This window comes from Candidatus Phaeomarinobacter ectocarpi (assembly GCF_000689395.1).
Lineage (GTDB): Bacteria > Pseudomonadota > Alphaproteobacteria > CGMCC-115125 > CGMCC-115125 > Pyruvatibacter > Pyruvatibacter ectocarpi.
Window position 1 is genome coordinate 105,336 of record NZ_HG966617.1, and the last position, 13,005, is coordinate 118,340.

A 13,005-nucleotide genomic window follows, 5' to 3' on the forward strand; every position below is an offset into this window, starting at 1 on the left:
CGCATCACTCCATAATGAAACCGACAGGGCCCTGAAGCTGTTCCTTCAGGTCCTTCTTGCCGGCGCTCTTGGTGCCATTGAGGCGACCAAGAAGAATGGTTTCCAGATCACTTGCTGGTACGTGCTCGTCGGTGGGCAGCACAAAATCGCTCTCGTGCTTGGGATCCACCAGATACGGCGTCACGATGACCACCAGTTCGGTCTCTGCATTGAGATAGTCACGCGACCGGAACAAGGACCCGAGAATCGGAATGTCCTTGGCACCGGGGACGCCGTCGATGTTCTGACGAGTTGATTCCTGCAACAGGCCGGCGAGGGCAAGTGATCCACCCGATGGCAGTTCAACAGCCGTTTCAGCGCGGCGGACGCGCAGGGCGGGAATGGTAATGCCGCTCAGTTGTGAGGTCGTGCCGTCAGAGTTGGTCACGGTGCCGCCCTGAACCACGAAGGAACCTTCAGACGACAGCTCACTGACCTCGGTCGAGATCTTGAGGCTGATGCGCCCCTCAGAAAGCACAACCGGCGTGAAGGACAGGCCAACACCAAAGGGCTTGAACTCGATACGCACATTGCCGCTGTTGTCGCGGTCAGATGGAACGGGGAATTCGCCACCCACAAGGAAGTTGGCGCTTTCACCGGTAATGGCCGTCAGCGTCGGCTCAGCAAGTGTGCGCAACAGGCCATTGCGTTCCAGGGCGCGCAACGCGCCGTCCACGTAAGAGCCAGCCGAGTCATTGAAAGAAATGCCGCTAGATTGCGGAAACACCGTGCCGCCCGCAGTTGAGGGGCGCACTGATGTGGGCGCTGACGTCAAACCGCCAAGGGCACGACCCTGAACAGAGAACGCGTTGTTGGTCTGCAGACGCAGGGCAAGGTCACCAATGGATGAGATGGAGGACAGATCGATGCCGAGCTGCTTGATCAAGGTCCGCTGCATTTCAGCGATCGTGACCTTGAGCATGACCTGCTCTTTGCCGTCGATCGAAAGCATGTTGAGCACTTTTTCGTCGTCACCGACAAACCGTGCGGCGATTTCGCGTGCCTTGCTTGAGGCCGCCGCGTTGGGCACGACGCCGGTCAGCATCAGATTGTCATTGATGGGTTCAACACTGATCCGCGCATCAGGAAGATGACGGCCCAGCATGCCAAGCAGCGAGTCGATGTCGCGCTCTACCCGAATTTCAAGATTGAGAACCTGGCGGCCTGCTGCATCAAAGAAGAAAGCGTTGGTCTCGCCGACTTCCATCCCCAGCAGATATGTCCGCCGTGCGCTACGGACGATGGCATCCGCGATTTCCGGGTTGGCGATCAGAACATCAGACGCATCAACCGGCAGTTCAACGACGGCTGACTTATTGAGCCCGAGGCTCAATACCTGACTGTTGGCACTTGCCCCGCCTGGATCAACCTTGACCACCGGGCTGCCTTCTTCACCACCCAGCAGCTGTGCTGCCCGTGTGGGCGCAGCAGCCGGGCCCGCTGTCAGCATGAACGCAATGAATGCAGCAACAATCGCGTTGCGCATCAGTTCAAACCGGTCCATGCGGTTCGATGAGGGGGAAAGGCGCATCAACTCATTCATTGGCCTGTCCTTGGTAGCTCAAGCGACTGAACGCCATAGCGCACGACAGTGACGGCAGAACCGCGGCGCGCCTGTGTGTTGCGATTCTTGCCGAGGACGCCCGTATCCACCGGGCCGCCGGTGGCGGTATCTTCAAGGCTGCGCAGGGACAACCACAGATCGCCCATGGCCTGCGAGCGGGCGAGCGTTTCAGCCTGTTTGGGCGTCAGCTCCAGCGTTGCCGTCTTGCCGACAGCAATCTTCTCGCCTGTGTCGTCGTTTGTTTCACCGAATGCCTGATCGATTGCCAGGACCCGGACATTTGCAAGAACAGTGTCGCTGACAACAATGGAGTCGCGTCCGGTATCATTGCGTGATTCATGGGTAACGATGACGTCCACCCGGTCGCCGGGAAGAATAAACCCGCCAGCGCCGGTCTCAGGCGAAATCGCAACCGACACAGCGCGCATCCCTTTGCCAAGACGCGCCGCCATGAAACCCGCCGATGTGGTGTCGATAACCTTGCCATTGGTAATGGGTTCACCCTGCATCATGGCAGACCGGACAAGAGCGCCCTGCATGGCGATCATGGCATCAGGTGTCTGATTTTTGACCACATATCCCGAAGCCAGTGCCTCCGTCGGCCATGTCTGCCAGCGCATGTCTCCGGGTGTTACCTTTGCGCCAACCTGCAGGTCGCGGGCAGCCACAAGAACTTCGTCCGTCACGATCTGTGGCTCAGGTGCCTGCACCTGCTGCACATCAGTGCCGACAAAAGACGACGCAAGCCATGCAGCAGCGGCGGCTGCCAGCACGGCAAGAATGAGAACGGCGATGCGGGCAACGGACATTAGCCGGGCTTTCGCGATGTGCGCATACGTGAGCGCGTTATGGGGTGCGGGAACGCGCGCGAACGCAATGCGGGTTCCTGCGTGGGGGTATCAAACCGGGAATTCGTCAATTCGCGGTTAACCGTGTTGGTCAAATGCAATGCTGAAGCAGCAAAAGGGCGATGGGGCAGGTGGGTCATGCAGCACCTGCAATCCATGCGCTTTGCCCAAACACCAGCAGTCCGCCTGCAGCGAGGGCCAGCCCGTAGGGCACACCTTCCTTGGGGTCATGCAGGCGCATCAACCAGCCCTGTGCTGCCAGAGGCGCTGGCATCGGCAATTTGCGGAAGGACAAAAGGGCAAGCGTCAGGAAGCCGCCCAGAACCGTTGAAATCAGCGCAAAACCAAGAATGTGATAGGGCCCGAGCCAAAGCGCCGTCGCAGCAAAAAACTTGGCATCGCCGCCACCAATCCAGCCGGTTGCAAACAGCCCCATGCAGATGATGAGAGCGCCAAAGCCCACGGCCACGTGCAGGCCCAGTGTTTCAAGCGGCATCGCAGTGCCGGCCGCAGCAATGGGAAACGCCATGGCCAGGCTGCCGGTCAGCCAGTTTGGAATGCGCATGCTTGCTGCGTCAGATGCCGCAGCGGCAATCATCAAGGCAGGAAAAACGCCAACAATGGCCCATTGCAAAAGCGAATAGGCCGGCAGCGTGGCAAGATCTGGCATCATTTCGTGAGGCTCCGACATCAGCGTTGAGCCCATTAAGCCCGCCAAGCCGTAAACCCCGGGTAAACCTTAAAATGTGAGCCAATCTGTCCGCATTCCTGAGCAGGAAAGACTGGGCATGCAGACAAAGAAAAAGGCCGCCGGGAAAACCCGGCGACCTCGATCTTTTCCAGCGAAAACGCTGGGAAAATGAAGTGGCTTACTTCATTTCGTCGGAAACACTGCCGAACGTCGTGCCGATGTTCGTGCCCAGTGTGTTGACGGCCGTGATGATCGCAACAGCGATACCGGCAGCAATAAGACCATATTCGATGGCCGTGGCGCCGGATTCATCACCGGCAAAACGCTTCATAAAATGGCTCATAAAAGCCTCCTCTGGATCAATCCAAGTTGTCGCGACTGTGTCGAAACAGCCCCTAAAAAGACGTTGGCAGTCGGGACAGGCCACCAAATCGCCTGTAGAGCAAACTAAGGGGCGGCGCTTACTCGTGTATTAATTGGATATGTAAAACCAAATACATCCAGAAAAAAATGACGTGGCACAGTGAAATTGTAAGTTTAGATAAGTATTCGACTAAAAGTATAAGTGATTATGTATTGTTGAGATTGCGCCAGCTTACTTGGCGTGTGTAGTTTGGTTAACAAAATGCTGATGTGCAGGCACTGTATATGGCGCAGTGTGCTCTAGTTTTTAGGCGCACCGCCGCCAAAGGCCAATGTCCGCAATTTTTCTGCATCAAGAATGCAAAGGCCTGGATAGCGACGTTCCACGCAGCCGGATTTGACCAGGCTGGCGAGACTTGCAGCGACCTCTGCTTCACTCAGTCCTGTCCAGTCTGCAAGTTCCCTATGGCGGGGCAGACGAGAGATAAGCAGGCCGTCTTCCATCTTGGAATCCGCCTCCGCCATACGCAGCAATTCCGCATACAGCATGTGGCTGCTGCCGCTGGCCTCCCCGGGGGTGCGTGGGGCTTGCGTCATGGTATCGCGTGCATGGGCACGCATCAGATCTAGGGCGATGACTGGGTGTGCCTCAATCAACATGCAAAAGGCTGATGCGGGCAGAAACGACACTTCTGCGCTGCTGAGGGCAACAGCTGACAGTTTCGGTGTTTCGCCGGTAAGCGCCTCAAGATGACCAAACACGCCCCCATCCGTTACATCGAAAAAGGCGACATCCCCATGACGGTCTGGCGGAAGAGACACCCGCACCGCGCCGTGGGTCACAAAAGCAACGCTTGTTTCACCCGCGCCCGGGCCGCCGACAATGTCTCCCGCAGCATAGGAGATGAAACGGCAGGCTTTGGCAGCATCATCCCTGTCCTCATGCATCAATCCACCAAGGCATGTCACAGACGACAATGAACCTGGGGGCTCAGGTAAGGGGTCAGCCTTGGTGTGCATCTGGCGGCGATGTGCAGTTGGCATAGGTGAGGCCCACAACTGAATTGAAGGTGGAGGCTGTGGTGAAACAGCTCTGTGCCTCTGTTTTTAAAGGCTGTGCGGCTAAGGCCGGGCTAAGGAGCCTTTGAAAGGCTGAGACAAATCAGGTGCAAAGGCGGGCCAAAGCTGAACAGCTCCCTTTGGGGTTTCTTCACCATTTCAAGCGAGGCTGATGGTCAGGATTGACCATCTTTATTTTGACCGACCTGGGAGCGCCCCATGCGCGAAACACTTATTGCCCCTGCCAAGGATGCATTGACTACCGCCAAGCGGGCGGCGCGGGCCGCGTGCATCGCTGCGGCGGTCCCGGCGGTTCTGGCATCCATTCCCGTGCACACGGCTCAGGCCGGCGGCATGTACGAGATGGTGTCTCACGACTTCAAGGTCGGCATTGACCAGGCAAAGATGCTGCGCATCGAAGGCGCCGCAGCCATTGTCGCGGTGGGTAACCCATCCATCGCAGACGCCATTCTGCAGGGTCCAGACATGTTGCTCTTGATCGGCCGCACCTATGGCGCAACAAATGTTCTGGTGTTTGATCACGACGGCAATGAGACAGCGTCACTGATCGTGAATGTGGTCGACGCCGCGCCGCGCCTCCTGACGCTCCATCGCGGCAACGCGCAGGCGAGCTACAATTGCGCCCCTCACTGTCAGCCTGTGTTGCGCATCGGCGATGATGAAACCGTAACGGAGCGCATCACGACCCAGAGCGGCAACAAGATGGGCCTGGCGACCGAAGGCGCCGAGGCAACAGCACAGGGGTCGAGCGAGGAGTAACCCGCGCTAGACACTCCGGCAGTCAGAATGAAAAAGCCCCAGCACATGTGCCGGGGCTTTTTGTTTGTCGAAGTAGGCCGGAGCCCGAGGAATGCGTTGTCCTACTTGGCCAACCGCAGATTGCTGAGGTCATAGGCGATTGCCTGGAACGCTTCGCGTAGCTGCTCGTTGCTCGGGCTGTCGAAATACAGTTCTGGCTCTGTCGCACACTCCCGGAACACGTCTTCAAGGCTTGGCGAGTTGAGCTGGAAGGTGATGGTGTAGATGCGCACGCCCTGATCCTTGATCCGGGTGCACATCTCCTCGACCTTCTTGTCGACCTTGCCGCGCGCGGTGCCAATGTCATTGGTGCCAAGGCGCTGTTTGCCGATATAGCCGAAGCTCGTGTAGTCGGACTTGTTGAACGTGCTCTGGCTCACAATCTCGTTGTTGCCATCCGTCAGCAGGATCAAGGCCTTCTGTACATCCGGATCTGTGAAGCTGCGGCCTTCGGTGAAGGGCGCACCGGGTGACAGAACACGCCAGCCCCATGCAAGACCCTCGGCGATGTTTGTGCCCGAGTTATACCAGGGCTCCATGGCACGCACTTCGTTGACCAATGTCGCCTTGGAGTTGGTCAGGGGTACAAGCGGGCGAGCGCAGCTCTTGTTGGGCCCTTTGGTGCTGGACGGGATTTCATCGACCGACACATTGTAGCCCATGTACTTCGCACCGTTTTTCTGGCGCTTCTTCTTTTTCCCGCTGATGCGGTCGTCCGCATAGTCGTTATGGGAATCGTCTTCCGTGTCGGGTTCATCCGGCCAGAAGTACGGCACAAACAACGTATTGGCATTGGTCTTCGTCGGTGCTGTATCGAGCGTGTCATACGGCTCCGGACGCATTTCCACACAACCTTTCCAGGTCGCATTCTTTATCCCGTTGAAGAGCTCAAAGTGGTTGGTCGGCCCCCTGTTGGGATCAAAATTTTCGCCGTGATATTGGGAGTTTCCATCCACATCCATCCAGTTCATGTCAAAGCCTTCGGCTTTGATGTTCACCGAAGTGACGAAGGGCACAAGCGACATGCGCAGCAGTTCAGGCGTGTCCTGATCACCAAACAAAATGGACACGAGGTCTTCTGACGCTGTCCGCAGCGCGCCGATCTTGCCGTTCCAGGCCATGGAACCGGTGTTGTCGAGCACCATGGCGATCTCCAGCGCCTTTGTTTCGCGCACCACAGTGATTTCACTGCCAACGGTCAGTTTGTCGAAGCCGACAACACTCATAATCGTGGTGGGGAGTTCAGCCGTCGCCGCCAAGGTGACGCTGCTGTCGCCTGGCGTCAGCAATAGCTTGCCAGGAACACCGACTTCCTTGTCGTTGTAGTTTGCGTCGAAAAAGCTCTGCGCCACTGCGAGCATTTGTTCAGTGGTTGCCGCCGGAGAGGCGCCAACCGCAAGACCCGCCGCATCAAGTGCGCGTTCAAGCCGCTGCTGCACAATAAAGGCTCGGTTCAAATCAACAGCGGCACCCGCGGCAGCTGTCAGGGGGAGCAGCGACAGGGCGAAGATCATCGCAAGGTTGCCACGCTGATCGGCAGCGAAGTCTGTTACGAACTTTCGCACCGAAAGAGATGCTGCAATGCCGCGCATGCCCGTGGAAAGAGAAACCCGGCAAGCGCGTGCGAAATGGAGAATGGTGTGACGCATCTGTTTTCCGCCGATGCTCCTTGGATCGGGTTGCCCCGATGGATCGTCTGGCCAGACCACAATTGGCAAGCCGGACATAGGCCACCCCTGACCTCAATTTGGCTTTCAAGATAATGCCGGGGTGATGAAGCGGACCTTAAGAAAACTGGTTACCAAAGCGTGAAGACAACCCTTCGTTTTGTCATATAACGCTTGCCGGTTTGGTAACGTCAGCGCGCGTAAAACCACGGCATGAATCCTGTTCGCACCATAACGCCGGCCCGGCTTTTTCTGCGCCGGTTCAACCGTGAAAACCGCGGTGCTGCTGCGGTGGAATTTGCGCTTCTGGCGTTGCCGTTTTTCGGCATGTTGTTCGCAATGCTGGAAGCAACGGCGGTGTTCTTTGCGTCCGTTAGCCTGGAAACGGGCGCGGCTGAGGCCGCGAGGCTTGTGCGTACCGGTCAGGTGCAGCTTCAGGGTCTGACCAAGGAGCAGATCCGGACCAGAATTTGTGACGCCATGTTCATGGGCTGTGACGCACGCATGCAGCTCGATGTGCGGCGCTTTGATAGTTTCACCAATGTCGATTTCACAGACCCGCTTACAGCGGATGGTGACCTGCGGACCGACCTTCTGTTCCAACCCGGCGCGCCCGGCGACATCGTTCTGGTGCGCGTCTTCTATGTGTGGAACATCGCCACGCCCATGATCGGCGACGCCATGTCGAACATGGCCGGTGGCCAAAGACTGATCGTGTCCAGTGCCGCCTTCCGCAACGAGCCGTTCAACAACGCGACATTGGGCGGGGGCAAATAGTCATGAGCATTTTGAAGCTCGCCCGAAACCTGAAGAACGATACCCGCGGCATGTCTGCTGTGGAGTTCGCGCTTCTGCTGCCGGTTATGACGGTGATGTATCTGGGCGCCGTTGAGCTTTCATCCGGCCTCATTGCTCACCGGAAGGCCACAGCCGTTGCAAGCACGGCAGCGGATCTGGCCGCACAGGCCATGGCTTTGTCCAACGCTGACATGACCGACATCTTCGGCGCATCAAAAGCTATTCTTGAGCCGTTTGATTCAACCGGGATCAAGATTGTTCTGACCAGTGCATCAGATCAGGGAACCGGGTCAGTTCGTGTGGACTGGAGCGACGGGCACAACACCGCTGCTCACGCCAAGGGGTCCACCATCCAGGTGCCGAACAATCTGGTCTTCACCAATGGCAGCGTAATCATTGCCGAGGTTGAATACACCTATACCTCGACCATGGGGAAATACCTCACCGGTCCACGGGTTATGGAAGATACCTTCTATGCCCGTCCGCGCCGGACCCTTGTTGTCGCACGCGTGCCGTAGACCGACCGTGGTACCTCACAGATTCTAGCCATCTACCCAGTCAATTGATCCAGCGACCAGCTTCGCAAGTAGACTGTTGAGCTGCCGTCGTTCCTGTGAGGACAGCACGGCTGTTGCTTTCTGTGCGCGCCTCCCCAGGTGGTCATAAATCCTCTCAAAGAGCTTCCGGCCTGATGACGTCAATGTAAGTGGTTGTTGTCGCTTGTCCGCGACATGCATGCGGCGCTTGATGAGTTTGCGTTGTTCCAGTGTTGCAACCGCACGGCTGACGCTGTTCTTTGGGCGGCCTGACACCGCCGCGATATCCCGTGCCGTCAACTCATCACGAAGGCTGCCAAGCGACAGCAGGATCAAAGCTTCGTGGCGGGTGAGATCAAGTTCGGTGGATATGTCGCGATAGGCCGGAATGGTGAAATGGTTCGCGAGATAGCTGATCCAGTAGATTAAGCGATCCGCCCGGTCTCCTGGATTCTTCAGTTTCAGAATCGATTCAAAGTCCTGCATTCAGCATTTATGCCGTCAATGCGGTGTGGGGTCAAAAGGTTCCATTTGGAACTTGTTTGGTGTGTGGGGCTTGGTTAGGCTTCTGACTACAGCCGGGAGGAACAACCATGCAGGCAGAAAAATCGTATCGTTCGTTTGGCGAGCAGGCGCTCCACTACTTCATCCGTGATCACAACAGCGTACCGGCAGGCCCGGTGTCGTCCCCTGCAGACTGGCGTGGTGCTGACATGCGCACACGGTCGGATGAATGGCTCGAACATCTGACCGCCAACGAGATTGCTGAAATCAAGACGGCGGTGGACACCCTGATTGCGCGTGATGTGCAGATGGAAGGCGTCACACGCGACAACTTCAACCTTCCAAGTCTGGCACCTCGCATTGCGGCCTGGCGCCGGGAGATCGAATCCGGCCGGGGGTTTGTGGCTGTGCGTGGATTGCCGGTCCTCGATTGGGGGGATGATTTTTCAGCCTATGCCTATTGGGGTATCGGCCATCATCTGGGAGTGCCCGGCGCGCAGAATCCGCAGGATGAACTGCTGGGCCATGTCACCAACTATGGTGAGGAGGGCGACAACGCCATCGTTCGCCGCTATCGCACATCCGGCAACATCGACTTTCATTGTGATGCCGCTGATGCCGTGGGGCTGATGTGCCTGCGCGCCGCCAAAAGCGGCGGTCAAAGTCGGATCGTCAGCTCGGTTGCCATTTTCAATGCGTTGGCTGCTGAACACCCCGACCTTGTCGAGCGCTTGTTCGAGCCGTTTCAGCTCGACCGCCGCGATGAAGAACAAGCGGGCGAAGCAAAATATGTCGACATTGCACCCTGCCAGATGGGCGCTGATGGTGTGCTGCGTACGTTCTATCACTCGGAGTACTTCCGCTCAGCTGCGCGCCTACCGGATGTCACCATCGATGATGCCGCAATGCGCATCATGGATTTCTACGACGAGAAATGTCTTTCGCCGGAATTTCACCTGGATATGTGGCTGGAGCCCGGAGACATGCAGTTCATCTCCAACCACACCACCCTGCATTCACGTACCGCCTATGAGGATTGGCCCGAACCAGACCGCCGCAGGCACCTGCTTCGGCTGTGGTTGTCCTTCGAAGGGCGTTAACCTTGATTGTGTGGCGGTGTCACATGAATGCATCATGAATAGGCGGCAACCCTGTTTGACTACCAGGGCGGCAGTTACAGGCGCATGGGAACGTCCCGTAGCAACGCAATACGATGCGCAGACACATGAACATCTTGATGGGAGGCTGGAGCAGCCGCGACCTTGTTAACCAAGGTGAATGGCGGAGAGACAGGGATTCGAACCCTGGAGACGGTTACCCGCCTACACGCTTTCCAAGCGTGCGCCTTCGACCACTCGGCCACCTCTCCGTCAACCCACATCACTTGCGGACACGGGAGCAGGGGGGATAGCCCATCGAACCCCACGCATCAAGGGACTTTTGGGCCCTAACTCGCCCAAACACCCGCAATAAATGAAAGCTGTTTACACTTGCGTAAGGAGGGCGAGTGCGGTTTGACTATGCACAACGTGTTTTTGCAGGATATCGCTGCAGGCGCGACGTGACGCTTGGGCATGGGGATGCCCCTGATTGTGTTTCACGAAGCGCTGAGTATCCGCGTTTGGCCAATATTGGGGGGCCTTTACAATGGTTATCTTTCGTTTGCTCGGTCTGGTGCTTATTGCAGGCGCCTTGATGGTTTTCGGCGCGGATGTGCTGCGCTCACTTGAGTCCGGTGAAGTCGGCATCAACTCTTTTGCTGAAGTCTGGGCGCTACTTGATGGCCGCCTTGGCGCGACATCACTTGAGAGCTTCAAGGCGTGGGCTGAAGTCACCCTGCCGCCTGCCGCATGGGATCCTGGCGTAGTGTCAGTTCTCAGCTATCCCGCTTGGGCGGTTCTGGGCGTGCTGGGCATCATCATTGCCCTAATCTTCCGCCCCCGAAACGGTTAGCCGGTCGTAACACCGCCTTAATCTCGAAGCAGGATCGTCAGCACCATGATATTGCGTGTTCTGACAGTCCTGTTTCTGGGCGCGGCCATTGGTGCCGCCATCAGCGATGTTGTGTCCAGATCAGGCATGGCGTCTTTGGGAGAGGTGTGGTTTGCCATCCACTCCGGTTCACTGAACCTGAGCCAGGCCATCACCCAGCGCTATCTGTCACCGGAAATCTGGGACCCCTACGCAATCTGGGTACTTGGCCAACCTGCAACCGTGTTCTTCGGTCTGCTGGCGCTGCTGTGTTTCCTCGGTGCATGGCTACGTGCCCGCAAGGCCTGAGTTGGACTAGTTGTCGTCCATCTTCAGCGCTGAGATGAATGCTTCCTGCGGAATGTCCACCTTGCCAAACTGACGCATGCGCTTCTTGCCCTCTTTCTGCTTGTCGAGGAGCTTGCGCTTACGCGTCGCGTCACCGCCGTAGCACTTGGCCGTCACGTCCTTGCGCATGGCCGCGATGGTCTCGCGGGCAATCACCCGGCCGCCGATGGCTGCCTGCACCGGTATCTTGAACAGGTGGCGCGGGATCAGGTCCTTGAGCTTCTCGCACATGCCCCGTCCACGTGCCTCAGCCCGTTCCTTGTGCACGATCATCGCCAATGCATCCACGGGTTCCGCGTTCACCAGAACGGACATCTTCACCAGATTGCCCGGCTGATAGTCTTCGATGTTGTAGTCGAAGCTGGCATAGCCCTTGGTGACAGATTTGAGCCGGTCATAGAAGTCGAACACAACCTCATTGAGAGGCAGGCGGTAAACGGCCATGGCCCGGCCGCCCACATAGGTCAGATCCTGCTGCACGCCGCGCCGGTCTTCGCATAGTTTGAGGACTGCTCCGAGATATTCATCCGGCACCAGGATCGTTGCCCGGATCCAGGGCTCTTCGATGGTTTCGATCTTCATCGGGTCCGGCATGTCAGCGGGATTGTGCAACTCCACCATCTCACCGTCGGTCATGTGCATGTGATAGACCACACTTGGCGCGGTGGTAATGAGATCGATGTTGAACTCACGCTCAATCCGTTCACGGATGATCTCAAGATGAAGCAGGCCAAGGAACCCGCAGCGGAAGCCGAAACCCAATGCCGCTGACGTTTCCATCTCATACTCAAAGCTGGCGTCATTGAGGCGCAACTTGCCAAGTGAATCGCGCAGGTCTTCAAACTGCGCCGCGTCCACCGGAAAGAGGCCGCAGAAGACAACCGGCTGCGCCGGTTTGAAGCCGGTCAGAGCTTCTGCCGTCGGGCGTTTTTCATCAGTAATCGTGTCGCCCACAGCCGTGTCGGCAACCTGCTTGATAGAGGCCGTCAGATAGCCGATTTCACCCGGGCCAAGACTTGCAACTTTTTCCTTCTTGGGACGGAACACACCAACTTCATCCACCCCGTAGGTGGCATCGGTTGCCATCATATGGATGCGCTGGCCCTTCTTGAGCTCGCCATCGATGATGCGCACAAGAACGATGACGCCCAGATAGGCATCGTACCAGCTATCCACCAGCATGGCCTTGAGCGGTGCAGAGCGGTCGCCCTTGGGCGGTGGCAACTTGTGCACGATGGCTTCCAGCACGCTCTCAATGCCAAGGCCGGTCTTGGCAGAAATCTCGAGTGCCTCCGATGCGTCCAGACCGATCACATCCTCAATCTGCTGTTTGATGCGGTCGGGCTCGGCTGCGGGGAGGTCGATCTTGTTGAGGACCGGTACGATTTCATGATCGACCTCAATGGCCTGATACACATTCGCCAGGGTCTGCGCTTCCACGCCCTGACTGGCATCGACCACCAGCAGCGACCCCTCGCAGGCGGCCAGCGAGCGGTTCACCTCGTAAGCGAAATCCACATGGCCTGGCGTGTCGATCAGGTTCAGCACATAGGGCTGGCCGTCGTCGGCTGTGTATTCCAGCCGGACCGTCTGCGCCTTGATGGTGATACCGCGCTCGCGCTCGATATCCATCGAGTCGAGCACCTGCTGCTTCATCTCACGCGCAGCAAGACCACCGGTGAACTGGATCAGCCGGTCGGCCAGCGTGGATTTGCCGTGGTCAATATGCGCCACGATGGAGAAGTTGCGGATATGAGAAAGGTCAGTCATTGCAGCGGCATATAGCACCCGCAAACCC

At 57.6% G+C, this 13,005-nt stretch carries 14 protein-coding genes and 1 tRNA gene; 6 read left to right on the forward strand and 9 right to left on the reverse strand.

Annotated elements, in window-relative coordinates; genetic code table 11:
- Positions 1-4: 4 nt before the first annotated feature.
- From BN1012_RS00475 to BN1012_RS00490, 5 genes are all read right to left on the reverse strand, one after another.
- Positions 5-1,570: a type II and III secretion system protein family protein gene (locus BN1012_RS00475; RefSeq protein ID WP_244442921.1), complete on the reverse strand. Its 1,566-nt coding sequence runs from the start codon at positions 1,568-1,570 to the stop codon at positions 5-7.
- 8 nt (positions 1,571-1,578) lie between these two features.
- A complete protein-coding gene (gene cpaB / locus BN1012_RS00480) occupies positions 1,579-2,412 on the reverse strand; it encodes a Flp pilus assembly protein CpaB (RefSeq protein WP_043948075.1) in 834 nt (277 codons plus the stop codon).
- Positions 2,413-2,587: 175 nt separating this feature from the next.
- Positions 2,588-3,124, reverse strand: a complete 537-nt coding sequence (locus tag BN1012_RS00485; protein ID WP_244442922.1) for an A24 family peptidase — start codon at positions 3,122-3,124, stop codon at positions 2,588-2,590.
- Positions 3,125-3,320: 196 nt separating this feature from the next.
- Entirely contained in the window at positions 3,321-3,485 is a 165-nt protein-coding gene (locus BN1012_RS17285) for a Flp family type IVb pilin (protein ID WP_081826128.1), read from the reverse strand.
- A gap of 320 nt (positions 3,486-3,805) precedes the next feature.
- A complete protein-coding gene (locus BN1012_RS00490; protein ID WP_081826129.1) occupies positions 3,806-4,549 on the reverse strand; it encodes a Crp/Fnr family transcriptional regulator in 744 nt (247 codons plus the stop codon).
- Between the two features lie 234 nt (positions 4,550-4,783).
- Here BN1012_RS00490 and BN1012_RS16435 point away from each other — a divergent pair, with 234 nt between their 5' ends.
- On the forward strand, positions 4,784-5,344 hold the full coding sequence (locus tag BN1012_RS16435) for a pilus assembly protein N-terminal domain-containing protein (protein WP_052534260.1): 561 nt from the start codon (positions 4,784-4,786) through the stop codon (positions 5,342-5,344).
- A 101-nt stretch (positions 5,345-5,445) separates the two neighbouring features.
- Here BN1012_RS16435 and BN1012_RS00500 read toward each other — a convergent pair whose 3' ends face one another.
- The gene (locus tag BN1012_RS00500; protein WP_171815874.1) at positions 5,446-7,032 is read right to left on the reverse strand and encodes a TadE/TadG family type IV pilus assembly protein; all 1,587 of its coding nucleotides are present in this window, start codon (positions 7,030-7,032) and stop codon (positions 5,446-5,448) included.
- Positions 7,033-7,263: 231 nt separating this feature from the next.
- Here BN1012_RS00500 and BN1012_RS00505 point away from each other — a divergent pair, with 231 nt between their 5' ends.
- Both BN1012_RS00505 and BN1012_RS00510 read left to right on the forward strand, forming a co-directional pair.
- Complete coding sequence (locus BN1012_RS00505; RefSeq protein WP_043948078.1) at positions 7,264-7,827, forward strand: TadE/TadG family type IV pilus assembly protein; 564 nt, start codon at positions 7,264-7,266, stop codon at positions 7,825-7,827.
- A gap of 2 nt (positions 7,828-7,829) precedes the next feature.
- Entirely contained in the window at positions 7,830-8,366 is a 537-nt protein-coding gene (locus tag BN1012_RS00510; RefSeq protein WP_043948079.1) for a TadE/TadG family type IV pilus assembly protein, read from the forward strand.
- Positions 8,367-8,390: 24 nt separating this feature from the next.
- Here the strand turns inward: BN1012_RS00510 and BN1012_RS16440 are convergent, their stop codons facing one another.
- On the reverse strand, positions 8,391-8,870 hold the full coding sequence (locus tag BN1012_RS16440; protein WP_052534263.1) for a MarR family winged helix-turn-helix transcriptional regulator: 480 nt from the start codon (positions 8,868-8,870) through the stop codon (positions 8,391-8,393).
- A gap of 107 nt (positions 8,871-8,977) precedes the next feature.
- On the opposite strand from BN1012_RS16440, the gene BN1012_RS00520 reads away from it, so the two are divergent.
- Positions 8,978-9,988, forward strand: coding sequence for a TauD/TfdA family dioxygenase (locus BN1012_RS00520; protein WP_052534266.1), 1,011 nt, complete (start codon positions 8,978-8,980; stop codon positions 9,986-9,988).
- Between the two features lie 179 nt (positions 9,989-10,167).
- Here the strand turns inward: BN1012_RS00520 and BN1012_RS00525 are convergent.
- A tRNA-Ser gene (locus BN1012_RS00525) sits at positions 10,168-10,257 on the reverse strand.
- A gap of 278 nt (positions 10,258-10,535) precedes the next feature.
- Between BN1012_RS00525 and BN1012_RS00530 the strand changes: the two genes are divergently transcribed.
- Both BN1012_RS00530 and BN1012_RS00535 read left to right on the forward strand, forming a co-directional pair.
- Positions 10,536-10,841, forward strand: a complete 306-nt coding sequence (locus BN1012_RS00530; protein WP_043948080.1) for a hypothetical protein — start codon at positions 10,536-10,538, stop codon at positions 10,839-10,841.
- Positions 10,842-10,886: 45 nt separating this feature from the next.
- On the forward strand, positions 10,887-11,168 hold the full coding sequence (locus BN1012_RS00535) for a hypothetical protein (RefSeq protein ID WP_043948081.1): 282 nt from the start codon (positions 10,887-10,889) through the stop codon (positions 11,166-11,168).
- Between the two features lie 6 nt (positions 11,169-11,174).
- Here the strand turns inward: BN1012_RS00535 and lepA are convergent, their stop codons facing one another.
- Positions 11,175-12,977, reverse strand: coding sequence for a translation elongation factor 4 (gene lepA / locus BN1012_RS00540; protein WP_043948082.1), 1,803 nt, complete (start codon positions 12,975-12,977; stop codon positions 11,175-11,177).
- Positions 12,978-13,005 lie beyond the last annotated feature (28 nt).

Coding starts and splice junctions, on each gene's coding strand:
- BN1012_RS00475 (WP_244442921.1), bottom strand. CDS start 1,570: ATGCGCCTTTCCCCCTCATCGAACCGCATGGACCGGTTTGAACTGATG.
- cpaB (WP_043948075.1), bottom strand. CDS start 2,412: ATGTCCGTTGCCCGCATCGCCGTTCTCATTCTTGCCGTGCTGGCAGCC.
- BN1012_RS00485 (WP_244442922.1), bottom strand. CDS start 3,124: ATGATGCCAGATCTTGCCACGCTGCCGGCCTATTCGCTTTTGCAATGG.
- BN1012_RS17285 (WP_081826128.1), bottom strand. CDS start 3,485: ATGAGCCATTTTATGAAGCGTTTTGCCGGTGATGAATCCGGCGCCACG.
- BN1012_RS00490 (WP_081826129.1), bottom strand. CDS start 4,549: ATGCCAACTGCACATCGCCGCCAGATGCACACCAAGGCTGACCCCTTA.
- BN1012_RS16435 (WP_052534260.1), top strand. CDS start 4,784: ATGCGCGAAACACTTATTGCCCCTGCCAAGGATGCATTGACTACCGCC.
- BN1012_RS00500 (WP_171815874.1), bottom strand. CDS start 7,032: ATGCGTCACACCATTCTCCATTTCGCACGCGCTTGCCGGGTTTCTCTT.
- BN1012_RS00505 (WP_043948078.1), top strand. CDS start 7,264: ATGAATCCTGTTCGCACCATAACGCCGGCCCGGCTTTTTCTGCGCCGG.
- BN1012_RS00510 (WP_043948079.1), top strand. CDS start 7,830: ATGAGCATTTTGAAGCTCGCCCGAAACCTGAAGAACGATACCCGCGGC.
- BN1012_RS16440 (WP_052534263.1), bottom strand. CDS start 8,870: ATGCAGGACTTTGAATCGATTCTGAAACTGAAGAATCCAGGAGACCGG.
- BN1012_RS00520 (WP_052534266.1), top strand. CDS start 8,978: ATGCAGGCAGAAAAATCGTATCGTTCGTTTGGCGAGCAGGCGCTCCAC.
- BN1012_RS00530 (WP_043948080.1), top strand. CDS start 10,536: ATGGTTATCTTTCGTTTGCTCGGTCTGGTGCTTATTGCAGGCGCCTTG.
- BN1012_RS00535 (WP_043948081.1), top strand. CDS start 10,887: ATGATATTGCGTGTTCTGACAGTCCTGTTTCTGGGCGCGGCCATTGGT.
- lepA (WP_043948082.1), bottom strand. CDS start 12,977: ATGACTGACCTTTCTCATATCCGCAACTTCTCCATCGTGGCGCATATT.